The organism is Streptomyces sp. NPDC058195 (assembly GCF_042883525.1).
Lineage (GTDB): Bacteria > Actinomycetota > Actinomycetes > Streptomycetales > Streptomycetaceae > Streptomyces.
The window spans coordinates 102010-117697 of record NZ_JBHVVM010000011.1 but is presented as its reverse complement, the minus strand read 5'-3'; the positions used below and the strand labels follow the sequence as shown (position 1 = coordinate 117697).

Sequence of the window (15688 nt, the reverse complement as noted above, 5' to 3'; positions counted from 1 at the left end):
GCGGTAGGGCCGGTCCGATGCCGTGTGTCCGAGGAGCGCCCCTTGCCCGGTCCGTCCCGCGATTCCGCCTCCGCGGCCCGCCCCACCCTGGAAGCGGTGGCCGCCCGCGCGGGCGTCTCGCGGGCGACCGCCTCCAGGGTGGTCAACGGCGGGGCCGGGGTACGCAAGCCGCTCGTGGAGCAGGTGCGCAAGGCGGTCGAGGAGCTGGGGTACGTTCCGAACCACGCCGCCCGGACCCTGGTCACCCGGCGCAACGGAGCGGTCGCCGTGATCGTCGACGAGCCGGAGTCCCGGCTCTTCTCCGACCCGTTCTTCTCCCAGCAGATCCGCGGTATAAGCCGTGAACTCACCCTGAACGACGTGCAATTGGTCCTGCTCCTGGTGGAGGGGCGCGGTGATGCCGACCGGGTCGCCCGCTATCTGGCCGGTGGCCATGTGGACGGCGTGCTGGCCTTCTCGCTGCACACCGACGGCAAACTCCCCGAGCTCATCCGCCGGTTCCGGGTGCCCGCGGTGTACGGCGGACGGCCGGGCCGCCCCGGCGGGGCCCCCGGACCGGCCGTGTCCTACGTCGACTGCGACAACCGCGGCGGCGCCGCGGCGGCCGTACGCCATCTGGTTTCCCTGGGCCGCCACCGGATCGCGCACATCGCCGGGCCGCGCGACCAGACCTCGGCGCTCGACCGGATCGACGGCTACCGCGACGTGCTGCCCGACGCGGATCCGGCCCTGGTCGTGGACGGCGACTTCACCGCGGAGGGAGGCGCGCGGGCGATGGCGGAGCTCCTCGACCGCCGTCCCGGCCCGGACGCGGTCTTCGCCGCCAACGACCTGATGGCCTCCGGGGCGCTGCGGGTGCTGCGCGAGCGGGGGCTCGGAGTGCCGGACGAGGTGGCGCTGGTGGGCTTCGACGACATGGTGTCGATCGCCGGGGCGACCGATCCTCCACTGACGACGGTCCGTCAGGATGTCGAGGGAATGGGCCGTCTGATGGTGCGGATGCTGATGGAGCGGCTGTCCGGCGGCAGCGGCTCCGAGGAACCCCGGGCCGTGGTCACCCCGACCGAACTGGTACGCCGGGCCTCCGCCTGAGCGCAGCCCCTCTCCGTAGCGGTCCCCGCGCCCGCTCCCTCCCCTGACGGAGGCAGGGGCGCCCCCGGATCACCGGGTGGACGCCCCTGCCTTCGGTGTGGTGGTGCGGACCGCTACTCGCAGGTCCCGGCGAACGTCTCGCGGGTCACCACGTCGGTGGCGGCCGCGGTGGTGTCCAGCCAGGCGATGCGCTGGCCGTCACCGAGCGACGGGGCCAGCTGGGCTCCGGAGGAGCAGGAGACCCGGGTGTAGGTGTTGAGCCCGGCGAGCACGTCGGCGGTCCTGGCGACCTTCGCCTTGCCCGGCCCGCTCCAGGAACCGAGCGCGCCCCAGAGGTCGTACGTGGAGTACGCGAAGTACTCGTCGGTGACGGAGAACTGGGCGAGGTAGATGCTCGTCGGGTAGCGCAGCGCCGCGGCCTTGGACACGTCGCCGAGCGGGGCCGACACGAACTTGGTGCCCGGGATCAGGAAGCCGCCCGTCTCACGCCAGAAGACCCGGTCCGAGGTGAGCTGGATGTCCGAGACGTAGTCGAAGAGGAAGCCGGTGATGCGCTTGGTCTGCGTGGTGCCCGTCGCGGTGTCGTACACGTACACGTACGTGCCGTCACCGCCCGCCCAGGCGATCCGCCCGTTCTTCATCGCGAGGTGGCTCGCGTGGGAGCCCGTCTCGGGGGTCACGTTGACCGTGGTGCCGTCGGCCTTGCGGAGCATGACGTCCTGCTCGCCGTCGGCGGTGGTGCTGATGTAGGCGAGCGCGCCGTTGTCGGTGACCGGCTCGGTCTCGTCGGCGTCGGGGCGGTCGACGGCCTTCTTGATCGCGCCCTGGCCCTTGGGGCCGGTCTGGTAGACGCCGATGCTGTCACCGGCGATCCGGGTGAAGACGATGCGGTCGTCGTCCATCGACGGGTCGAGGAGGTAGGCGTCCTTCTGGGCCAGTTCGTGGGTCGGCTTCTTGCCGAAGCGGCCCACGGTGATGCCGAAGGCGGCGCTGCCCTGGTCCCAGGCGATGGCGTCGCCGTGGCTGATGGCGTAGACGTCGCCGTTGATCTGCGCGGCCTGCTCGTCGACCCCGCTGTAGACCTCGTAGGCGGGCAGGATGCCGGCGCCGATGGTGGTGCCGTCGTGCGTGCCGCCCTTCTGCTCCCAGCCGGCCTCGATGCCGTGGGTGTCGAAGGCCTTGTCGATGGCGGCGAGGTCGGCCGCTGAGACGTCCAGCGACCGGGCGGCCAGGGTGACCGCGTTGCGCATGTCGGTGAAGCCGGACAGCGGGGTGAGGTAGTTCTGCGCGGACCGGTAGATGATCCGGTCGGCGAGCTTGCTGTCGATGTTCTTGCGCATGTCCCACAGCGCGCCGCCGACGATGGTGGAGTTGTAGTGCACCCCTCCGTTGTCGATGTCGAGCGGGATGGGCTCGTAGTCCTTCTGCGCGCTGCGCCCGTCGTTCAGGTCCCGCAGGGCGCACTCCTCCAGCGGCTTGGTGCCGTTGCAGAGGTACTCACCGATGAGGCCGGACGTCGGGTCGCTCATCGCGACGCCCTTGTCGGCGGTCTCCATGGCGTTGCCGAAGTAGTCGGATATCGCCTCGTTGAGCGCGCCGGACTGGTTGAGGTAGACGAGACCGGCGGAGTGCTCGGTGACACCGTGCGTCATCTCGTGGCCGACGACGTCCAGGCCGACGGAGAGCGGGACGCCGTCCATGTGGCCGTAGACCATCTTGGAGCCGTCCCAGAAGGCGTTGGCGTAGTCCTTGCCGTTGGAGGCGACGTTGACGACGGAGTAGATCGTGCCGCCCTTGCCGTCCACACCGTCGCGGCCGATCTGGTCCTTGTAGTACTCGTAGACCTTCGAGGCGTTCAGGTGGGCGTCGACCGCGCCGGAGGACGTGTTCGCGCCCTCGAAGCGGTCGCTCGCCGAGGCGGCCAGCGGGATGTCGTCGGTGACCGGGCCGCCCGCGACGAGCGTGTACTGCTTGCGCTGCGCGTCGTAGGTGCGGATCTGGCCACCGGTCGCCGGGTACATGGCGCGCGTGGAGTCGACCAGGGTGTACGAGCCGCCCGTCTCCTTGTTGACGTCCAGCGCCGCCTCGGTGCCGTCGACCCGGACGCCCGTGCCCTGCGCGGGCGAGGCGTCGGCCGCGTCGATGTTGTTGTACGAGAGGGCGATGCCGCCGACCCGCGCGTCGACGTACACCTCCTGGCGCACCGGGGAGCCGTTGCTCTTACCGCCGGTGACGGTGAAGTGCCAGGCCAGTCGGCCGCCCTGGGCGTCGGGCAGTACGGACAGGCCGTGCGCCTCGGTCTTCGCGCCCCGCACCCCGGACAGGCCGCGGTCCAGGCTGAACATCCGCTGCTTCGCGGTGGCCTCGCTCACCGTGGGCGTGGTGGAGACCGTGAGGTCCGTGTAGAGGGTGCCGGTCGCGGAGGTGACCTGCTGGCCGCCGTCGGCCGCCCGGGTCTGCACCGCGTACTCGGCGCCGAAGACCGGGACGCCGTTGTGCTTCTGCTGGAAGCGCACCGAGGACTGCCGGCCGTCCTTGGTCGTCCGCACCGTGCTCAGGTCGGAGACGGGAACCTTGTACGTGTCCTGGTGGGCCTTGATGTGGGCACGGGCGGCCTCGGCCGGGGTGCCCTGGCGGGCGGCCTTGTCCAGGCCCTGCGTCATCGCCGGTGCGACGCGCACCGGTTGCGGCGTCTGCTCCGCGGCGGCGTCGTCCGCCCAGGCCGGCGCGGCCAGCAGTGACGCGCCGGTCGCGGCGGCGACCACCCCGGTCGCCAGCAGCCGCAGCACGTTCGTTCGTCTCACAGGACCTCCCCATCGCACACCTGCGCCTGATCCGTACGGGCATCCGGCGCTTGACGTGCTGATCGTTCGCCATGCGGGCGCGGGTGAACAAGGGGTGACGCTGGCGCGAAAGTGCCGTGGCGTAATTACGCCTCAGGAGCGTTCGGTACGGCGGGGTTGTCCGCGGCGTCCGGCAGCCAGCCGGCCCGCGCCGCGTACCAGCCGAGCTGGAAGCGGGTCGCCGCGCCCACCTCGTCCATCAGCGTGTGCAGCCGCCGCTGGACGGTGCGGTGGCCCATGCCGAGCTGGCGGGCGATGGCCGCGTCGGTCAGCCCGACGTGGAGGAGGGCCACGATCTGCCGGTCGAGGGCGGCGATCTGGGCTCCCCGCTCCTCCTGGGTACCGAAGGCGCTCAGCCGCCAGCCCTTGTCGAAGTGCTCCTCGAAGAGCGAGACGAGCGCCGTGAGCAGGCCGGTGCGGTGCACGACGAGCGCCACCGGCTCCGTCTCGCGCTCCGGGTCCAGGGGCAGCAGCGCGATCCGGCGGTCCACGATGGCGAGCTTGATCGGCAGTTTGTCCGTGACGGAGATGTGCTGGCCCTGGGCGACGCAGGAGGCGAGCAGGGCGGCGGTCTGCGGCTGTTCCAGCCATTCGCGTTCGACCACGCTGCGCACGCTGACCCCGCGGCGCGTCATCTCGGCGTCCACCTCCTCGTGGTTGTCCTCGAAGCTGAGCACCGCGGGCACGTGCCGGGCCGGTACGAGGGTGCAGACCTCGCTCCTGGCCTGGCGCTGCATGCTCAGCAGCCGCCGCCGGATGGCCGCCGGGCCGGACAGCACCTCCACCGGCGCTCCCGAGGCGTGCGTCTGGGCGGAGCGGTGGCGCTCGGCGAGGTCGCCGACGAGCGATTCGACGCGGTGCAGCGCGGAGCGGCGGGATTCGAGGAGCGGTCCGAGCGCGAGGAGCGGCGAGGCGGCCCGGTAGCGTACGAGCCCCTCGTCGTCCGGCCGGGCGGCGCTGGCCAGGCCGCGGTCGACGAGCGCGTCGAGGACACGGGCCACCGCCGTGCCGTCCAGCGCACCGGTGAACGCCTCGGGTTCGCTGTCGGGCCGGTCCACCAGCTGGCGGTAGACCGCGTCCTCGTCCGGGGCGAGCCCGAGCATGGTCAGCAGGGTCGCGTCGACCGGACCGCCCTGCGCCGCGGCACCGGGGCGCGCGGGCTCCTGCGACCGCCCGGTTTCCTCTGGCCTGCCGGGCTCCCCGCGTCTTCCGGCCCCTTCGTCTCCTGCCCCAGAACCCGCCACCGGACCCACCCCGCTTCCTGCCGCCGCGTCGACCGGAAGCAGGTTATCCGGCCGGTTTTTGCAGGTCGGGGCCGCCCGGTGGACCTCAGCCGATGTCGTAGACCGTGACCGGTATGCCCTGACCGGTCAGCCGCTCCTCGATCAGGGGCTCGATCAGGGACCATTTCCCGCCCGCGAGCCCGCAGCCGATCCGCGGCATGTGGACGGAGGCCCCCAGCTCCCCGGCCCGCTCGGCGACCGCGCCGAGCGCCGTGCCGATCGCCTCGTAGCGCACCGGGACGCCGTTGCTGCCTCTGCGTATCCCCCGCTGGCCCACCATGTTCGCCACCCAGATGTCCGGCTTCACCTGCACGAACTGTGCCGCGCCGAGACCGAAGTCATTGTGCGCGCGCTCGCGGTGCCAGCGACGGTAGGCCGCCTCGGGCTCGGGCCAGCGGCGGGAGAGCGCAAGGACGAACCCCTTGCCCCAGCCGCCGAGGTCGTTGCAGACATGGGCGATCAGTTTGACGCCCTTGGCCTGGGGCGCGGTCGCGTCCCCCTGGATGTACGTGATCTCGGACATGTCGGCAGACCTTACGCGGTGCCTCTGACAGCCGGGCACTTTCACATCATTGGTGAGACAGCAATACTGTTGCAGCGGGTGGACGCCGCGCACGGCGGCCCGTCTCCCACGGGCCGGACACGAGGAGCAGATATGGCGACCGGGGCCGACGAGCCCACGCTCACCGTCGACGAGCTGGCGGCACGCGCCGGGGTGACCGTGCGTACGGTGCGTTTCTACAGCACCCGCGGACTGCTGCCGCCCCCGGTCATCGGCCCGCGCCGGGTGGGTCGTTACGGCCCCGGCCACCTCTCCCGGCTGGCGCTCATCGAGGAGCTTCAGCACCAGGGCATGACGCTGGCCGCGATCGAGCGCTATCTGGAGCAGCTGCCGCCCGACCTCAGCGCCCACGACCTGGCGATCCACCGGGCCCTGGTGGCCTCCTGGGCGCCGGACTCCGCGGAGGACGCGACCAGGGAAGAGCTGGAGCGGCGGGCGGGCCGGTCGCTGTCCGGGCAGGACATCGCCCGGCTGGCGGCGATGGGGGTGCTGGAGCGCGCGGAGCCGGTCGACGGGAGCTACCGGGTGGATCCGGGGCTGCTGCGGCTCGGGGTCGAGCTGCTGGGCGTGCCGATCGCGCACGAGACGATCCTGGCCGCCCGCACGGTGCTGCTGGAGCACTCGCGGTCCGCGGCGCAGGAGCTGACCCGGCTGTTCCGGGACGAGGTGTGGGGCCCCTACCGGGAGCGGGAGTCGGACCCCGAGCACGTGGCGGCGATGAAGTCGCTCTCAGCCGATATGCAGCCGATGGTGCTCCAGGCGCTGGTGACCGCGTTCCAGCGGTCGTTGAAGCAGGAGCTGCGGGCCGCGTTCACGACGGAGTGAACGCGGCCCGCGGGCGGCCGGCGCCGGTCGGCGTCAGTCGTGGAAGGTCTCGCCCTTCCCGGCCTTCTCCACGAGCAGCGCGGGCGGCAGGAAGCGGTCGCCGTACCGCTCGGCGAGCTCCCGGGCGCGGGCCACGAAGCCGGGCAGGCCGCCCTCGTACCCGTTGATGTACTGGAGCACGCCACCGGTCCACGGCGGGAAGCCGATGCCCATGATGGAGCCGATGTTGGCGTCGGCGACGGTGATCAGCACGTTCTCCTCCAGGCAGCGGACGCTGTCCAGTGCCTCGGAGAAGAGCATCCGCTCCTTCATGTCGAGGAACGGGATGCCGGCGTCCGGCTGGGTGAAGTGCTCGCGCAGGCCGGGCCAGAGGCGGGTGCGGCTGCCGTTCTCGTCGTACTCGTAGAAGCCCGCGCCGCCGCTGCGCCCCGGGCGGCCGAACTCGTCGACCATCCGGTCGATGACCTCGTCGGCGGGGTGTCCGGGCCAGGTGCCTCCGGCTTCCTCGACCGCCCGCCTGGTCTCGTTGCGGATCTTGCGGGGCAGGGTGAGGGTCAGCTCGTCCATCAGGGAGAGCACCTTGGCCGGGTAGCCGCACTGGGCGGCGGCCTGTTCGACGGAGGCGGGCTCGACACCCTCGCCGACCATCGCGACACCCTCGTTGATGAACTGGCCGATCACCCGTGAGGTGAAGAAGCCGCGCGAGTCGTTGACGACGATCGGGGTCTTCCTGATCCGGCGGACCAGGTCGAAGGCGCGGGCCAGGGCCTCGTCACCGGTCCGCTCGCCCTTGATGATCTCGACCAGCGGCATCTTGTCCACGGGCGAGAAGAAGTGCAGCCCGATGAAGTCGGCCGGGCGCTCGACGCCCTCGGCGAGCACGGTGATGGGCAGCGTGGAGGTGTTGGAGCAGAGCAGCGCGTCCGGGGCGACGACGTGCTGGATCTCCTGGAACACCTTGTGCTTGAGCGCGGTGTCCTCGAAGACGGCCTCGATCACGGCGTCGCAGCCCGCCAGGTCGGCCGGGTCGGCGGTCGGGGTGATCCGGGCGAGCAGTTCCGCGCGCTTGGCCTCGGTGGTGCGGCCCCGGGAGAGCGCCTTGTCGAGCAGCTTCTCGCTGTACGCCTTGCCCTTGGCCGCGGCCTCGGCGGTGACGTCCTTGAGCACGACGTCGATCCCGGCGCGGGCGCAGGAGTAGGCGATGCCCGCGCCCATCATTCCGGCGCCGAGCACGGCGACCCTGGTGACCGGGCGCTCCTCGATGCCCTTGGGGCGGCTGGCGCCGGAGTTGACGGCCTGGAGGTCGAAGAAGAACGCCTGGATCATGTTCTTCGCGACCTGGCCGGTGACCAGGTCGGTGAAGTACCGGGCCTCGATGGTCTGCGCGGTCTCGAAGTCGACCTGGGAGCCCTCGACCGCGGCGGCCAGGATGTTGCGGGGCGCGGGCATGGGAGCGCCGCCGAGCTGCTTCTTCAGGTTCGACGGGAAGGCCGGGAGGTTGGCCGCGAACTTCGGGCTGGACGGGGTGCCGCCGGGGATCCGGTAGCCCTTGACGTCCCAGGGCTGCTGGGACTCGGGGTGGGCGTCGATGAAGGCACGGGCCTTGTCGAGCATCTCCTCGCGGGTGGAGGCGATCTCGTGGACCAGGCCGTTGTCCAGGGCCCGGCGCGGGGTGTACTGGGTTCCCTGGAGGAGAACCTTCAGCAGGGCGTCGGTGATGCCCATGAGGCGTACGGTGCGGGTCACGCCGCCACCGGCGGGCAGCAGGCCGAGGGTGACCTCGGGCAGGCCGATCCGGGAACCGGGGGCGTCGAGGGCGACACGGTGGTGCGCGGCGAGGGCGATCTCGTAACCGCCTCCGAGCGCCGCGCCGTTGATGGCCGCGACGACGGGCTTGCCGAGGGTCTCGATGCGGCGCAGCGCGTTCTTGATGGCGAGACCGGTGTCGAAGACCTGCTGGGCGTTGCCGGGACCGACCTTGATCATGTCCTTGAGGTCGCCGCCCGCGAAGAAGGTCTTCTTGGCGGAGGTGTAGATGATGCCCCGGATGGAGTCCTTCTCGGCCTCGGCGCGGTCGGCGACGGCGGCGATGGACTCCCTGAACGCCTGGTTCATCGTGTTGGCGGACTGGCCCGGGTCGTCGAGTACGAGGGTGACGACGCCTGTCTCGTCCTGTTCCCAGCGGATGGTCGTGCTCTCGGTCATGGTTCTTCTTCTCCGTAGGCGGGGGGACGGTCAGACGCGCTCGATGACGGTGGCGATGCCCATGCCTCCGCCGACGCAGAGGGTGGCGAGGCCGTACCGCTGGTCGCGGCGCTCCAGTTCGTCGATGAGGGTGCCGAGGATCATGGCGCCGGTGGCGCCGAGCGGGTGGCCCAGCGCGATGGCGCCGCCATTGACGTTGATCTTGTCGAGGGAGAGCCCCATGTCCCGGGCGAAGCGGAGCACGACACCGGCGAAGGCCTCGTTGATCTCGACGAGGTCGATGTCGTCGATGGTCAGGCCGGCCTTGGCGAGGGCCTTGCGCGTGGCGGGGGCGGGGCCGGTCAGCATGATGGTCGGCTCGGAGCCGGAGACGGCGGCGGAGACGATCCGGGCGCGCGGGGTGAGTCCGTAGCGCTCGCCGGTCTCCTTGTTGCCGATCGCGACGAGTGCGGCGCCGTCGACGATGCCGGAGGAGTTGCCCGCGTGGTGGACGTGGTCGATCTTCTCGACCCAGTGGTACTTCTGCAGCGCCACCGCGTCGAAGCCGCCCATCTCGCCGACCGTGGCGAAGGAGGGCTTGAGCCGGGCGAGCGAGTCGGCGGTGGTGCCGGGGCGCATGTGCTCGTCGTGGTCGAGGACGACGAGCCCGTTGCGGTCCTTGACGGGGACGACGGAGCGGGCGAAGCGGCCCTCCTTCCACGCCTCGGCGGCACGTTCCTGGGAGAGCGCCGCGAATTCGTCGACATCACGGCGGGAGAAGCCCTCGATGGTGGCGATGAGGTCGGCGCCGACGCCCTGCGGGGCGAAGCCGACCTCGAAGCTGGTCATCGGGTCCATCGCCCAGGCTCCGCCGTCGGAGCCCATGGGCACCCGGGACATCGACTCGACGCCACCCGCGAGGACCAGGTCCTCCCAGCCGGAGCGGACCTTGGCCGCGGCCAGGTTGACGGCCTCCAGCCCAGAGGCGCAGAAGCGGTTCTCCTGAACGCCTGCCACGCTGTCGGGGAGCCCGGCGGCGACGGCCGCGATCCTGGCGATGTCGGAGCCCTGGTCGCCGAGCGGGCTGACCACACCGAGGACGATGTCGTCGATGGCCGCCGGGTCGAGGCCGGGGAAGCGGTCACGGATCTCGTGGATGAGGCCGACGACGAGGTCGATCGGCTTGGTGCCGTGCAGGGCCCCATTGGCCTTGCCACGGCCGCGCGGGGTGCGGATCGCGTCGTAGACGAACGCTTCGGTACTCAAGACAGCAGCCTTTCGGGGTGGTTGTGCGAGGGTTCAGGCGAGCAGGGAACGGCCGATGATCTCCTTCATGATCTCGGTCGTCCCGCCGTAGATGGTCTGGATACGGCCGTCGGTGAACGCCTTGGCGACCGGGAACTCCGCCATGTAGCCGTACCCCCCGTGCAGTTGGAGGCAGCGGTCGGCGACGCGCTTTTGCAGTTCGGTGGCCCACCACTTGGCCATCGAGGCGTGCACGGCGTCGAGGGTTCCCTCGGAGTGGTCGACGATGCAGCGGTCGAGGAACGTACGGGTGACGGCGCATTCGGTGGCCATCTCGGCGATCTCGAAGCGGATGTGCTGGAGCCTGGAGAGCGGACGGCCGAAGGCCTCGCGCTCCTTGACGTACTTCGTGGTGATCTCCAGCAGGTGTTCGGCGGCGGCGATCCCGGCCACCGCGATACCCATCCGCTCCTGGGCGAGGTTGGTCATCAGATGGATGAAGGCGCCGTCGCGCTCACCGAGCAGGTTCTCCTTGGGGACGCGTACGTCGTGGAAGAACAGTTCGGCGGTGTCCTGGGACTTCTGGCCGATCTTGTCGAGGTTGCGGCCCCGCTCGAAGCCCTCCGCGCCGCGCTCGACGACGATCAGCGAGAGACCCTTCGCCCCGCCCTCGGGAGTGGTCTTCGCCACGACGACGACCAGGTCGGCGAGGATGCCGTTGGAGATGAAGGTCTTGGAGCCGTTGAGCAGCCAGTGGTCGCCCTTGTCCTCCGCGGTGGTGCGGATGCCCTGGAGGTCGGAGCCCGCGCCGGGTTCGGTCATCGCGATCGCGGTGATCGTCTCGCCGCTGCAGAAGCCGGGGAGCCAGCGCCGCTTCTGCTCCTCGGTGGCCAGACCGGTGAGGTAGGGGCCGATGATGTCGTTGTGCAGCCCGAGCGCGAGGCCGGGCGCACCGGCCCGGGTGAATTCCTCGGCGAGGACGGCGCTGTAGCGGAAGTCGGTGTTCCCGCCGCCGCCGTACTCCTCGGGTACGGCGAAGCCCAGCAGTCCCTGCCGGCCAGCCGCGAGCCACGCCTCGCGCGAGACGATGCCGTCCTTCTCCCACTGCTCGTAGTGCGGGAGCACTTCCTTGGTGAGGAAGGTGCGCACGGTCTCGCGGAACGCGTCGTGCTCCTCGGTGAAGATCTGCCGCTGCACAGCGGTCCTCCTGGGGTCGTGTCTCGGTGGTGGGCGGGGTCGGCGGCGCGGTCAGCGGGCGAGGCCGGGTACGTCCCAGTCGGCGGCGACGGCCTCGGTGTCCGCGCCGGGCCGCGCGGGCCCGCGGTGTACGGAGACGGGGGTGGCGGAAAAACGTGGCGCGGGGGCGGGCTGGGTCAGTCCGTCGTGCTCGACGAAGGTGGAGCGGGCGGCGAGGTGCGGGTGGCCGGGCGCCTCACGGAGCGAGAGGACGGGGGCGACACAGGCGTCCGAGCCCTCGAACACCTCGGTCCACTCGGCGCGCGTGCGGGTGGAGAACCGCTCGGCGACCACCGTGCGCAGCTCCTCCCACCGGGCGGTGTCGCCCCGGTCGGGCGCGTCGTCGCCGAGTCCGAGAAGCCTGCTGAACTCGTCGTAGAACCGCTGCTCCAGCGGCCCGACCGCCATGTACTGCCCGTCGGCGGTCTCGTACGTGCCGTAGAACGGGCAGCCGCCGTCCAGGAGGTTGGAGCCGCGCCGGTCCTGCCAGCCGCCCGCCGCCAGCATGCCGTGGATCATCATGGCGAGGTGGGCGGAACCGTCGACGATCGCCGCGTCCACCACCTGGCCCCGGCCGCCGGGGGTGCGGGCGTGCTGGAGGGCGGCGAGGACGCCGACGACGAGGTAGAGCGAGCCGCCCGCGTAGTCGCCGACGAGGTTGGCCGGGACGGTGGGCGGCTCGCCGGACCTGCCGATCATGGAGAGGGTGCCGGTGAGCGCGATGTACGCGATGTCGTGCCCGGCTCGCCCGGCGAGCGGTCCGTCCTGGCCCCAGCCGGTCATCCGGCCGTAGACCAGCCGCGGATTACGGGCCAGGGCGGCGTCGGGGCCGACTCCGAGGCGCTCGGCGACGCCCGGCCGGTAGCCCTCGATCAGGATGTCGGCGCGCCCGGCCAGATCGAGCACCGTGGCGGCCCCGCCCTCGGACTTGAGGTCGACGACCACGGAGCGCTTGTTGCGGTTGGTGAGATCGTACGTGGGGTCGATGCCCAGCCCCGGGCCGCCGGGACGGTCGACCCGGACGACATCGGCGCCGAGGTCGGCCAGGAGCATCGCGGCGAACGGGCCGGGTCCGATGCCCGCCAGCTCGACCACCCGCACCCCGGCGAGCGGGCCCCGCGGCTCGTGTCCTGTCGTCGTCATCAAGCCCCCAGCGGTATGACACAACTGATGTAACATCGATGATGCTAAGAATGCGCCGCGCTCCGCACAACCCCTGGGGCCGAGCAAGCGCTTAGGGCGTCGCGAGGGGCGCGTTCCGGATCCTTCCGCACCCCGGCCGCCCTGCCGCACACCGCCACGACCCGCTCCGCTAGCCTCTGCCTGCCACATCGGCACCCGGCCCCCCGCGGAGGCAGTCATGAACGGACGGAACGGGGCACAACGCCCCTACGACGTGGTCCTTTTCGGTGCCACCGGCTTCGTGGGCGCCCTCACCGCCGAGTATCTGGCCACCCACGCGCCCGCCGGTCTGCGCTGGGCCGTGGCCGGGCGCGACCGGGCCAGGCTGGAGCGCCTGCGCGACCGGCTCACCGCGTTCGCCCCGCGCTGCGCCGGCCTCCCGCTGCTGCACGCCGACGCCGACGACGGGCGCTCGCTGCGCGCGCTCGCCGAGTCCGCCCGGGTGGTGGCCACCACGGTGGGCCCCTACGTCTGGTACGGGGAGAAGCTGGTCGCGGCGTGCGCCGAGGCGGGAACGGACTACGCGGACCTCACCGGCGAGGCGGAGTTCGTGGACCGGACGTATCTGGAGCACGACGCGCGGGCCCGCGAGACCGGGGCCAGAATCGTGCACGCCTGCGGCTTCGACTCCGTACCGCACGACCTCGGGGTGTACTTCACCGTCCGGCAGCTGCCGCCGGACGTGCCGCTGACCGTGGACGGCTTCGTGAGCAGCAACGCCGTCTTCTCCGGCGGCACGTTCGCCTCGGCGCTCGCCGCGATGGGCCGGGGCACCCGGATGCTGCGCGCGGCCCGCGAACGCCGACTGCACGAGCCGCGCCTGGTCGCCCGCCGGGCTCGGGCCCTGGCCGGTGCCCCGCACTTCAGCGCGGAGACCGGTGCCTGGGCGCTGCCGCTGCCGACCCTGGACCCCCGGGTCGTCGAACGCTCGGCACGGGCCCTGGCCCGGTACGGTCCCGACTTCCGCTACCGCCACTTCGCCTCGGTGCGGCATCTGCCGGTGGCGCTCGGGGGCGCGGCGGCGGCCGGGGCTCTGCTGGGCACCGCGCAGATCCCGGCGGCCCGGTCCTGGCTGATGGACCGGTACGAGCCGGGCCGGGGCCCGGACGCGGAGCGCCGCGGCCGTAGCTGGTTCCGGGTGCGGTTCGTCGGCGAGGGCGGCGGACGGCGGGTCTTCACCGAGGTCTCGGGCGGTGATCCGGGCTACGGCGAGACGGCGAAGATGCTCGCCGAGTCGGCGCTCTGCCTCGCCCTGGACGAGCTCCCGCCGCTGTCGGGGCAGCTGACCACGGCCACCGCGATGGGGGACGCGCTGCTGGAGCGGCTGCGCGCGGCCGGTCTGCGCTTCCGGCTCGCGTCCGCACGCTGAACCGACGGGCGCCGAACCGGCACCCCGCGGGCCGCACACACTCGTTCGGGTGATGTCTGGCGCCCGCTCCGCTCTCCCGGTTTCCCGGGTGGGCGGGGCCGTGGCGCCGTTTCGGGGGTTCCACGGCCGCGCGGGACGGTCCCGGGCTTTCACTACGCTCTGCGTCCCGCAGGTCGCCGTACCGGGGCCATGTTCCCCCTGCACAGCTTTGACCTGCGGCTATGCACGCTGAGAGTCAGGAAAGAACGATGACGGACAGCACGGTGGCAGGTCGCGGGGAGCAGCCGGGACGGGCACTCGCCGGATTACTGCGGGGCTGGTGGGAGTCGTCGGCGCGCGACGGCCGGGAGAAGGCGACGCAGCAGTCCCTCGCCAAGCGCCTGGGGGTGGACCAGACCACCCTGTCGCGCTATCTGAATCCCGCTCACCCCTCCAACGCCCCGCGCAGGATCGTCGAGCGGCTGCACATAGAGCTGAGGGCCCCGGCCGGGGAGCTGGACCGGGCCCTGGGCCTGGCGGACGCCGCGGCCGCGGCCTCCCCGGCCCGCAGGCGCCGCTCCGCCGGGACGGACCCGGCGGACGAGCCGGACGGGGGGGCCCGGTGCCTCACGGTGGTGGGACCGCTCCCCCATCGTGTTCCCGGCGCTGGCCGTCGCGTCGTCCCTGGTGCTCGTGGCCGGCGGGCTCATGTAGGGGATGGCGCCGCGCGCGGACCGGACGGACGCCAAGGTCACGGCGAGCACCCCGGACCAGCCGTCCCGGGCATGGACGGGCCGCTGGTCCGGGAGGGCAACGTGCTCTGGAGGGCGCGTACGGTGCGACTGCTGCCGCGTGCCAACGGGTACGACGTGACGGTCGGCGCCGATGGCGGCCCTGCCACGGCGGCGGCGGTCGAGCGGTTCCAGACCGCACATGCCCTGACACCGGACGGCAAGGTCGGCAAGGACAGCTGGCCGCTGCTGATCGTCACGGTCGACTCGCGCACCACGAAGCCGGACGCCATCGCGGCGATGCGGTACCTGCCGCACCCGGGGTGCCGGCCGACAGCACCGGGGCGTACGCCCCCTCGACGATGCGTTCGCTCAGGGAGTTCCGGGAATCCCGGAGTCTGGCCGCGACAGGCGCCAGGGGCGAGGACACCTGGCGTGCACTGCTCAACGCCCAGGGGCCCGGCCCGCACGGGCAGTCGCGCCGCACGGCGTCAGAGCGCCCAGGACACCAGGGTGCAGATGATCGAGACCGCCCAGACCGCGCCCGCCACCATGCCGAGGGTCATTCCCACCGCGAGTCGCCGCTGAGCGAGGTAGACGGTGCCGGGCCGCGTGGATGTTCGATGTTCGTTCATGGGTACAAGCTTGCCGTTCATGATCGACAATCGGAATCCGTACGCGCACTCAGCTTCAGGACCTGGCGCTCTCGGCTGGAGAGCGATGCGAGTGCCGGAGGACTGAGGGTGCCGAAGTCGCGTGGGTGGGGGCGGGTGAGATGACCATTCCGCCGCGGCTGACGAGGTCGAGGGCGGTGAAGAAGTGGTCGAGTTCGAGGTGCAGGCCGAGGACGCCCGTCACTCCTGCGCCGACAAGGAGGGCGAGGTCCGTCGGGGGGTTTCCGAGGAGGACGACTCGGGTCCGGGCGGCAGCCTGCCGCAGTGACTGCTGGGTCGCGACCGGTGGGACACCGGCGAGCTCGTGGGCTTCGATCAGGAGGAGGTCGCTCGGTGTGGTGGCGAGGAAGGTGGGGGATCCGTCGATGATGTGCGCGTAGCCGTCGCGTACGAGAGTGGCGCCGCCCGCGACGATTACCCGGTGCATCGCCGTCCTTCGGGCAGTTGACAGGCCCGCGGCGCCGTGGCGGCCGCGGGCCTGAG

Annotated in this window: 12 protein-coding genes and 1 pseudogene; 4 read left to right on the top strand and 9 right to left on the bottom strand. The window is 71.9% G+C overall.

Features of this window, described 5'->3' with window-relative positions; genetic code table 11:
- Positions 1-42 precede the first annotated feature (42 nt).
- The gene (locus ACFVWY_RS16305; RefSeq protein WP_389872224.1) at positions 43-1092 is read left to right on the top strand and encodes a LacI family DNA-binding transcriptional regulator; all 1050 of its coding nucleotides are present in this window, start codon (positions 43-45) and stop codon (positions 1090-1092) included.
- Positions 1093-1205: 113 nt separating this feature from the next.
- Here the strand turns inward: ACFVWY_RS16305 and ACFVWY_RS16300 are convergent, their stop codons facing one another.
- From ACFVWY_RS16300 to ACFVWY_RS16290, 3 genes are all read right to left on the bottom strand, one after another.
- Positions 1206-3896, bottom strand: coding sequence for a M4 family metallopeptidase (locus tag ACFVWY_RS16300; RefSeq protein WP_389872221.1), 2691 nt, complete (start codon positions 3894-3896; stop codon positions 1206-1208).
- A 125-nt stretch (positions 3897-4021) separates the two neighbouring features.
- Positions 4022-5038, bottom strand: a complete 1017-nt coding sequence (locus ACFVWY_RS16295) for a helix-turn-helix transcriptional regulator (RefSeq protein WP_389872219.1) — start codon at positions 5036-5038, stop codon at positions 4022-4024.
- 226 nt (positions 5039-5264) lie between these two features.
- Positions 5265-5741: a macro domain-containing protein gene (locus ACFVWY_RS16290; protein ID WP_389872216.1), complete on the bottom strand. Its 477-nt coding sequence runs from the start codon at positions 5739-5741 to the stop codon at positions 5265-5267.
- 132 nt (positions 5742-5873) lie between these two features.
- Between ACFVWY_RS16290 and ACFVWY_RS16285 the strand changes: the two genes are divergently transcribed.
- Positions 5874-6605, top strand: a complete 732-nt coding sequence (locus ACFVWY_RS16285; RefSeq protein WP_389872214.1) for a MerR family transcriptional regulator — start codon at positions 5874-5876, stop codon at positions 6603-6605.
- A gap of 33 nt (positions 6606-6638) precedes the next feature.
- Here the strand turns inward: ACFVWY_RS16285 and ACFVWY_RS16280 are convergent, their stop codons facing one another.
- Genes ACFVWY_RS16280 through ACFVWY_RS16265 form a run of 4 tightly spaced genes read right to left on the bottom strand, consistent with a single transcriptional unit; the run spans position 6639 to position 12413 of the window.
- Positions 6639-8810: a 3-hydroxyacyl-CoA dehydrogenase NAD-binding domain-containing protein gene (locus ACFVWY_RS16280; RefSeq protein WP_389872211.1), complete on the bottom strand. Its 2172-nt coding sequence runs from the start codon at positions 8808-8810 to the stop codon at positions 6639-6641.
- Positions 8811-8840: 30 nt separating this feature from the next.
- Entirely contained in the window at positions 8841-10055 is a 1215-nt protein-coding gene (locus tag ACFVWY_RS16275) for an acetyl-CoA C-acetyltransferase (RefSeq protein WP_389872209.1), read from the bottom strand.
- A 33-nt stretch (positions 10056-10088) separates the two neighbouring features.
- Entirely contained in the window at positions 10089-11231 is a 1143-nt protein-coding gene (locus ACFVWY_RS16270; protein ID WP_389872206.1) for an acyl-CoA dehydrogenase family protein, read from the bottom strand.
- 51 nt (positions 11232-11282) lie between these two features.
- Entirely contained in the window at positions 11283-12413 is a 1131-nt protein-coding gene (locus tag ACFVWY_RS16265; protein WP_389872204.1) for a CaiB/BaiF CoA transferase family protein, read from the bottom strand.
- Positions 12414-12630: 217 nt separating this feature from the next.
- Between ACFVWY_RS16265 and ACFVWY_RS16260 the strand changes: the two genes are divergently transcribed.
- Together ACFVWY_RS16260 and ACFVWY_RS16255 are read left to right on the top strand one after the other, a co-directional pair.
- The gene (locus ACFVWY_RS16260) at positions 12631-13821 is read left to right on the top strand and encodes a saccharopine dehydrogenase family protein (RefSeq protein WP_389872201.1); all 1191 of its coding nucleotides are present in this window, start codon (positions 12631-12633) and stop codon (positions 13819-13821) included.
- Positions 13822-14042: 221 nt separating this feature from the next.
- Positions 14043-14759, top strand: a pseudogene (locus ACFVWY_RS16255) (peptidoglycan-binding protein); the annotation flags it as partial.
- 263 nt (positions 14760-15022) lie between these two features.
- On the opposite strand, the gene mmpA reads toward ACFVWY_RS16255, so the two are convergent.
- Positions 15023-15166 carry a morphogenic membrane protein MmpA gene (gene mmpA / locus ACFVWY_RS16250; RefSeq protein WP_389872198.1) on the bottom strand — a complete coding sequence of 48 codons (144 nt, stop codon included), beginning with the start codon at positions 15164-15166 and terminating at the stop codon, positions 15023-15025.
- A gap of 55 nt (positions 15167-15221) precedes the next feature.
- Positions 15222-15632, bottom strand: a complete 411-nt coding sequence (locus ACFVWY_RS16245; protein WP_389872195.1) for a hypothetical protein — start codon at positions 15630-15632, stop codon at positions 15222-15224.
- Between the last annotated feature and the right edge of the window lie 56 nt (positions 15633-15688).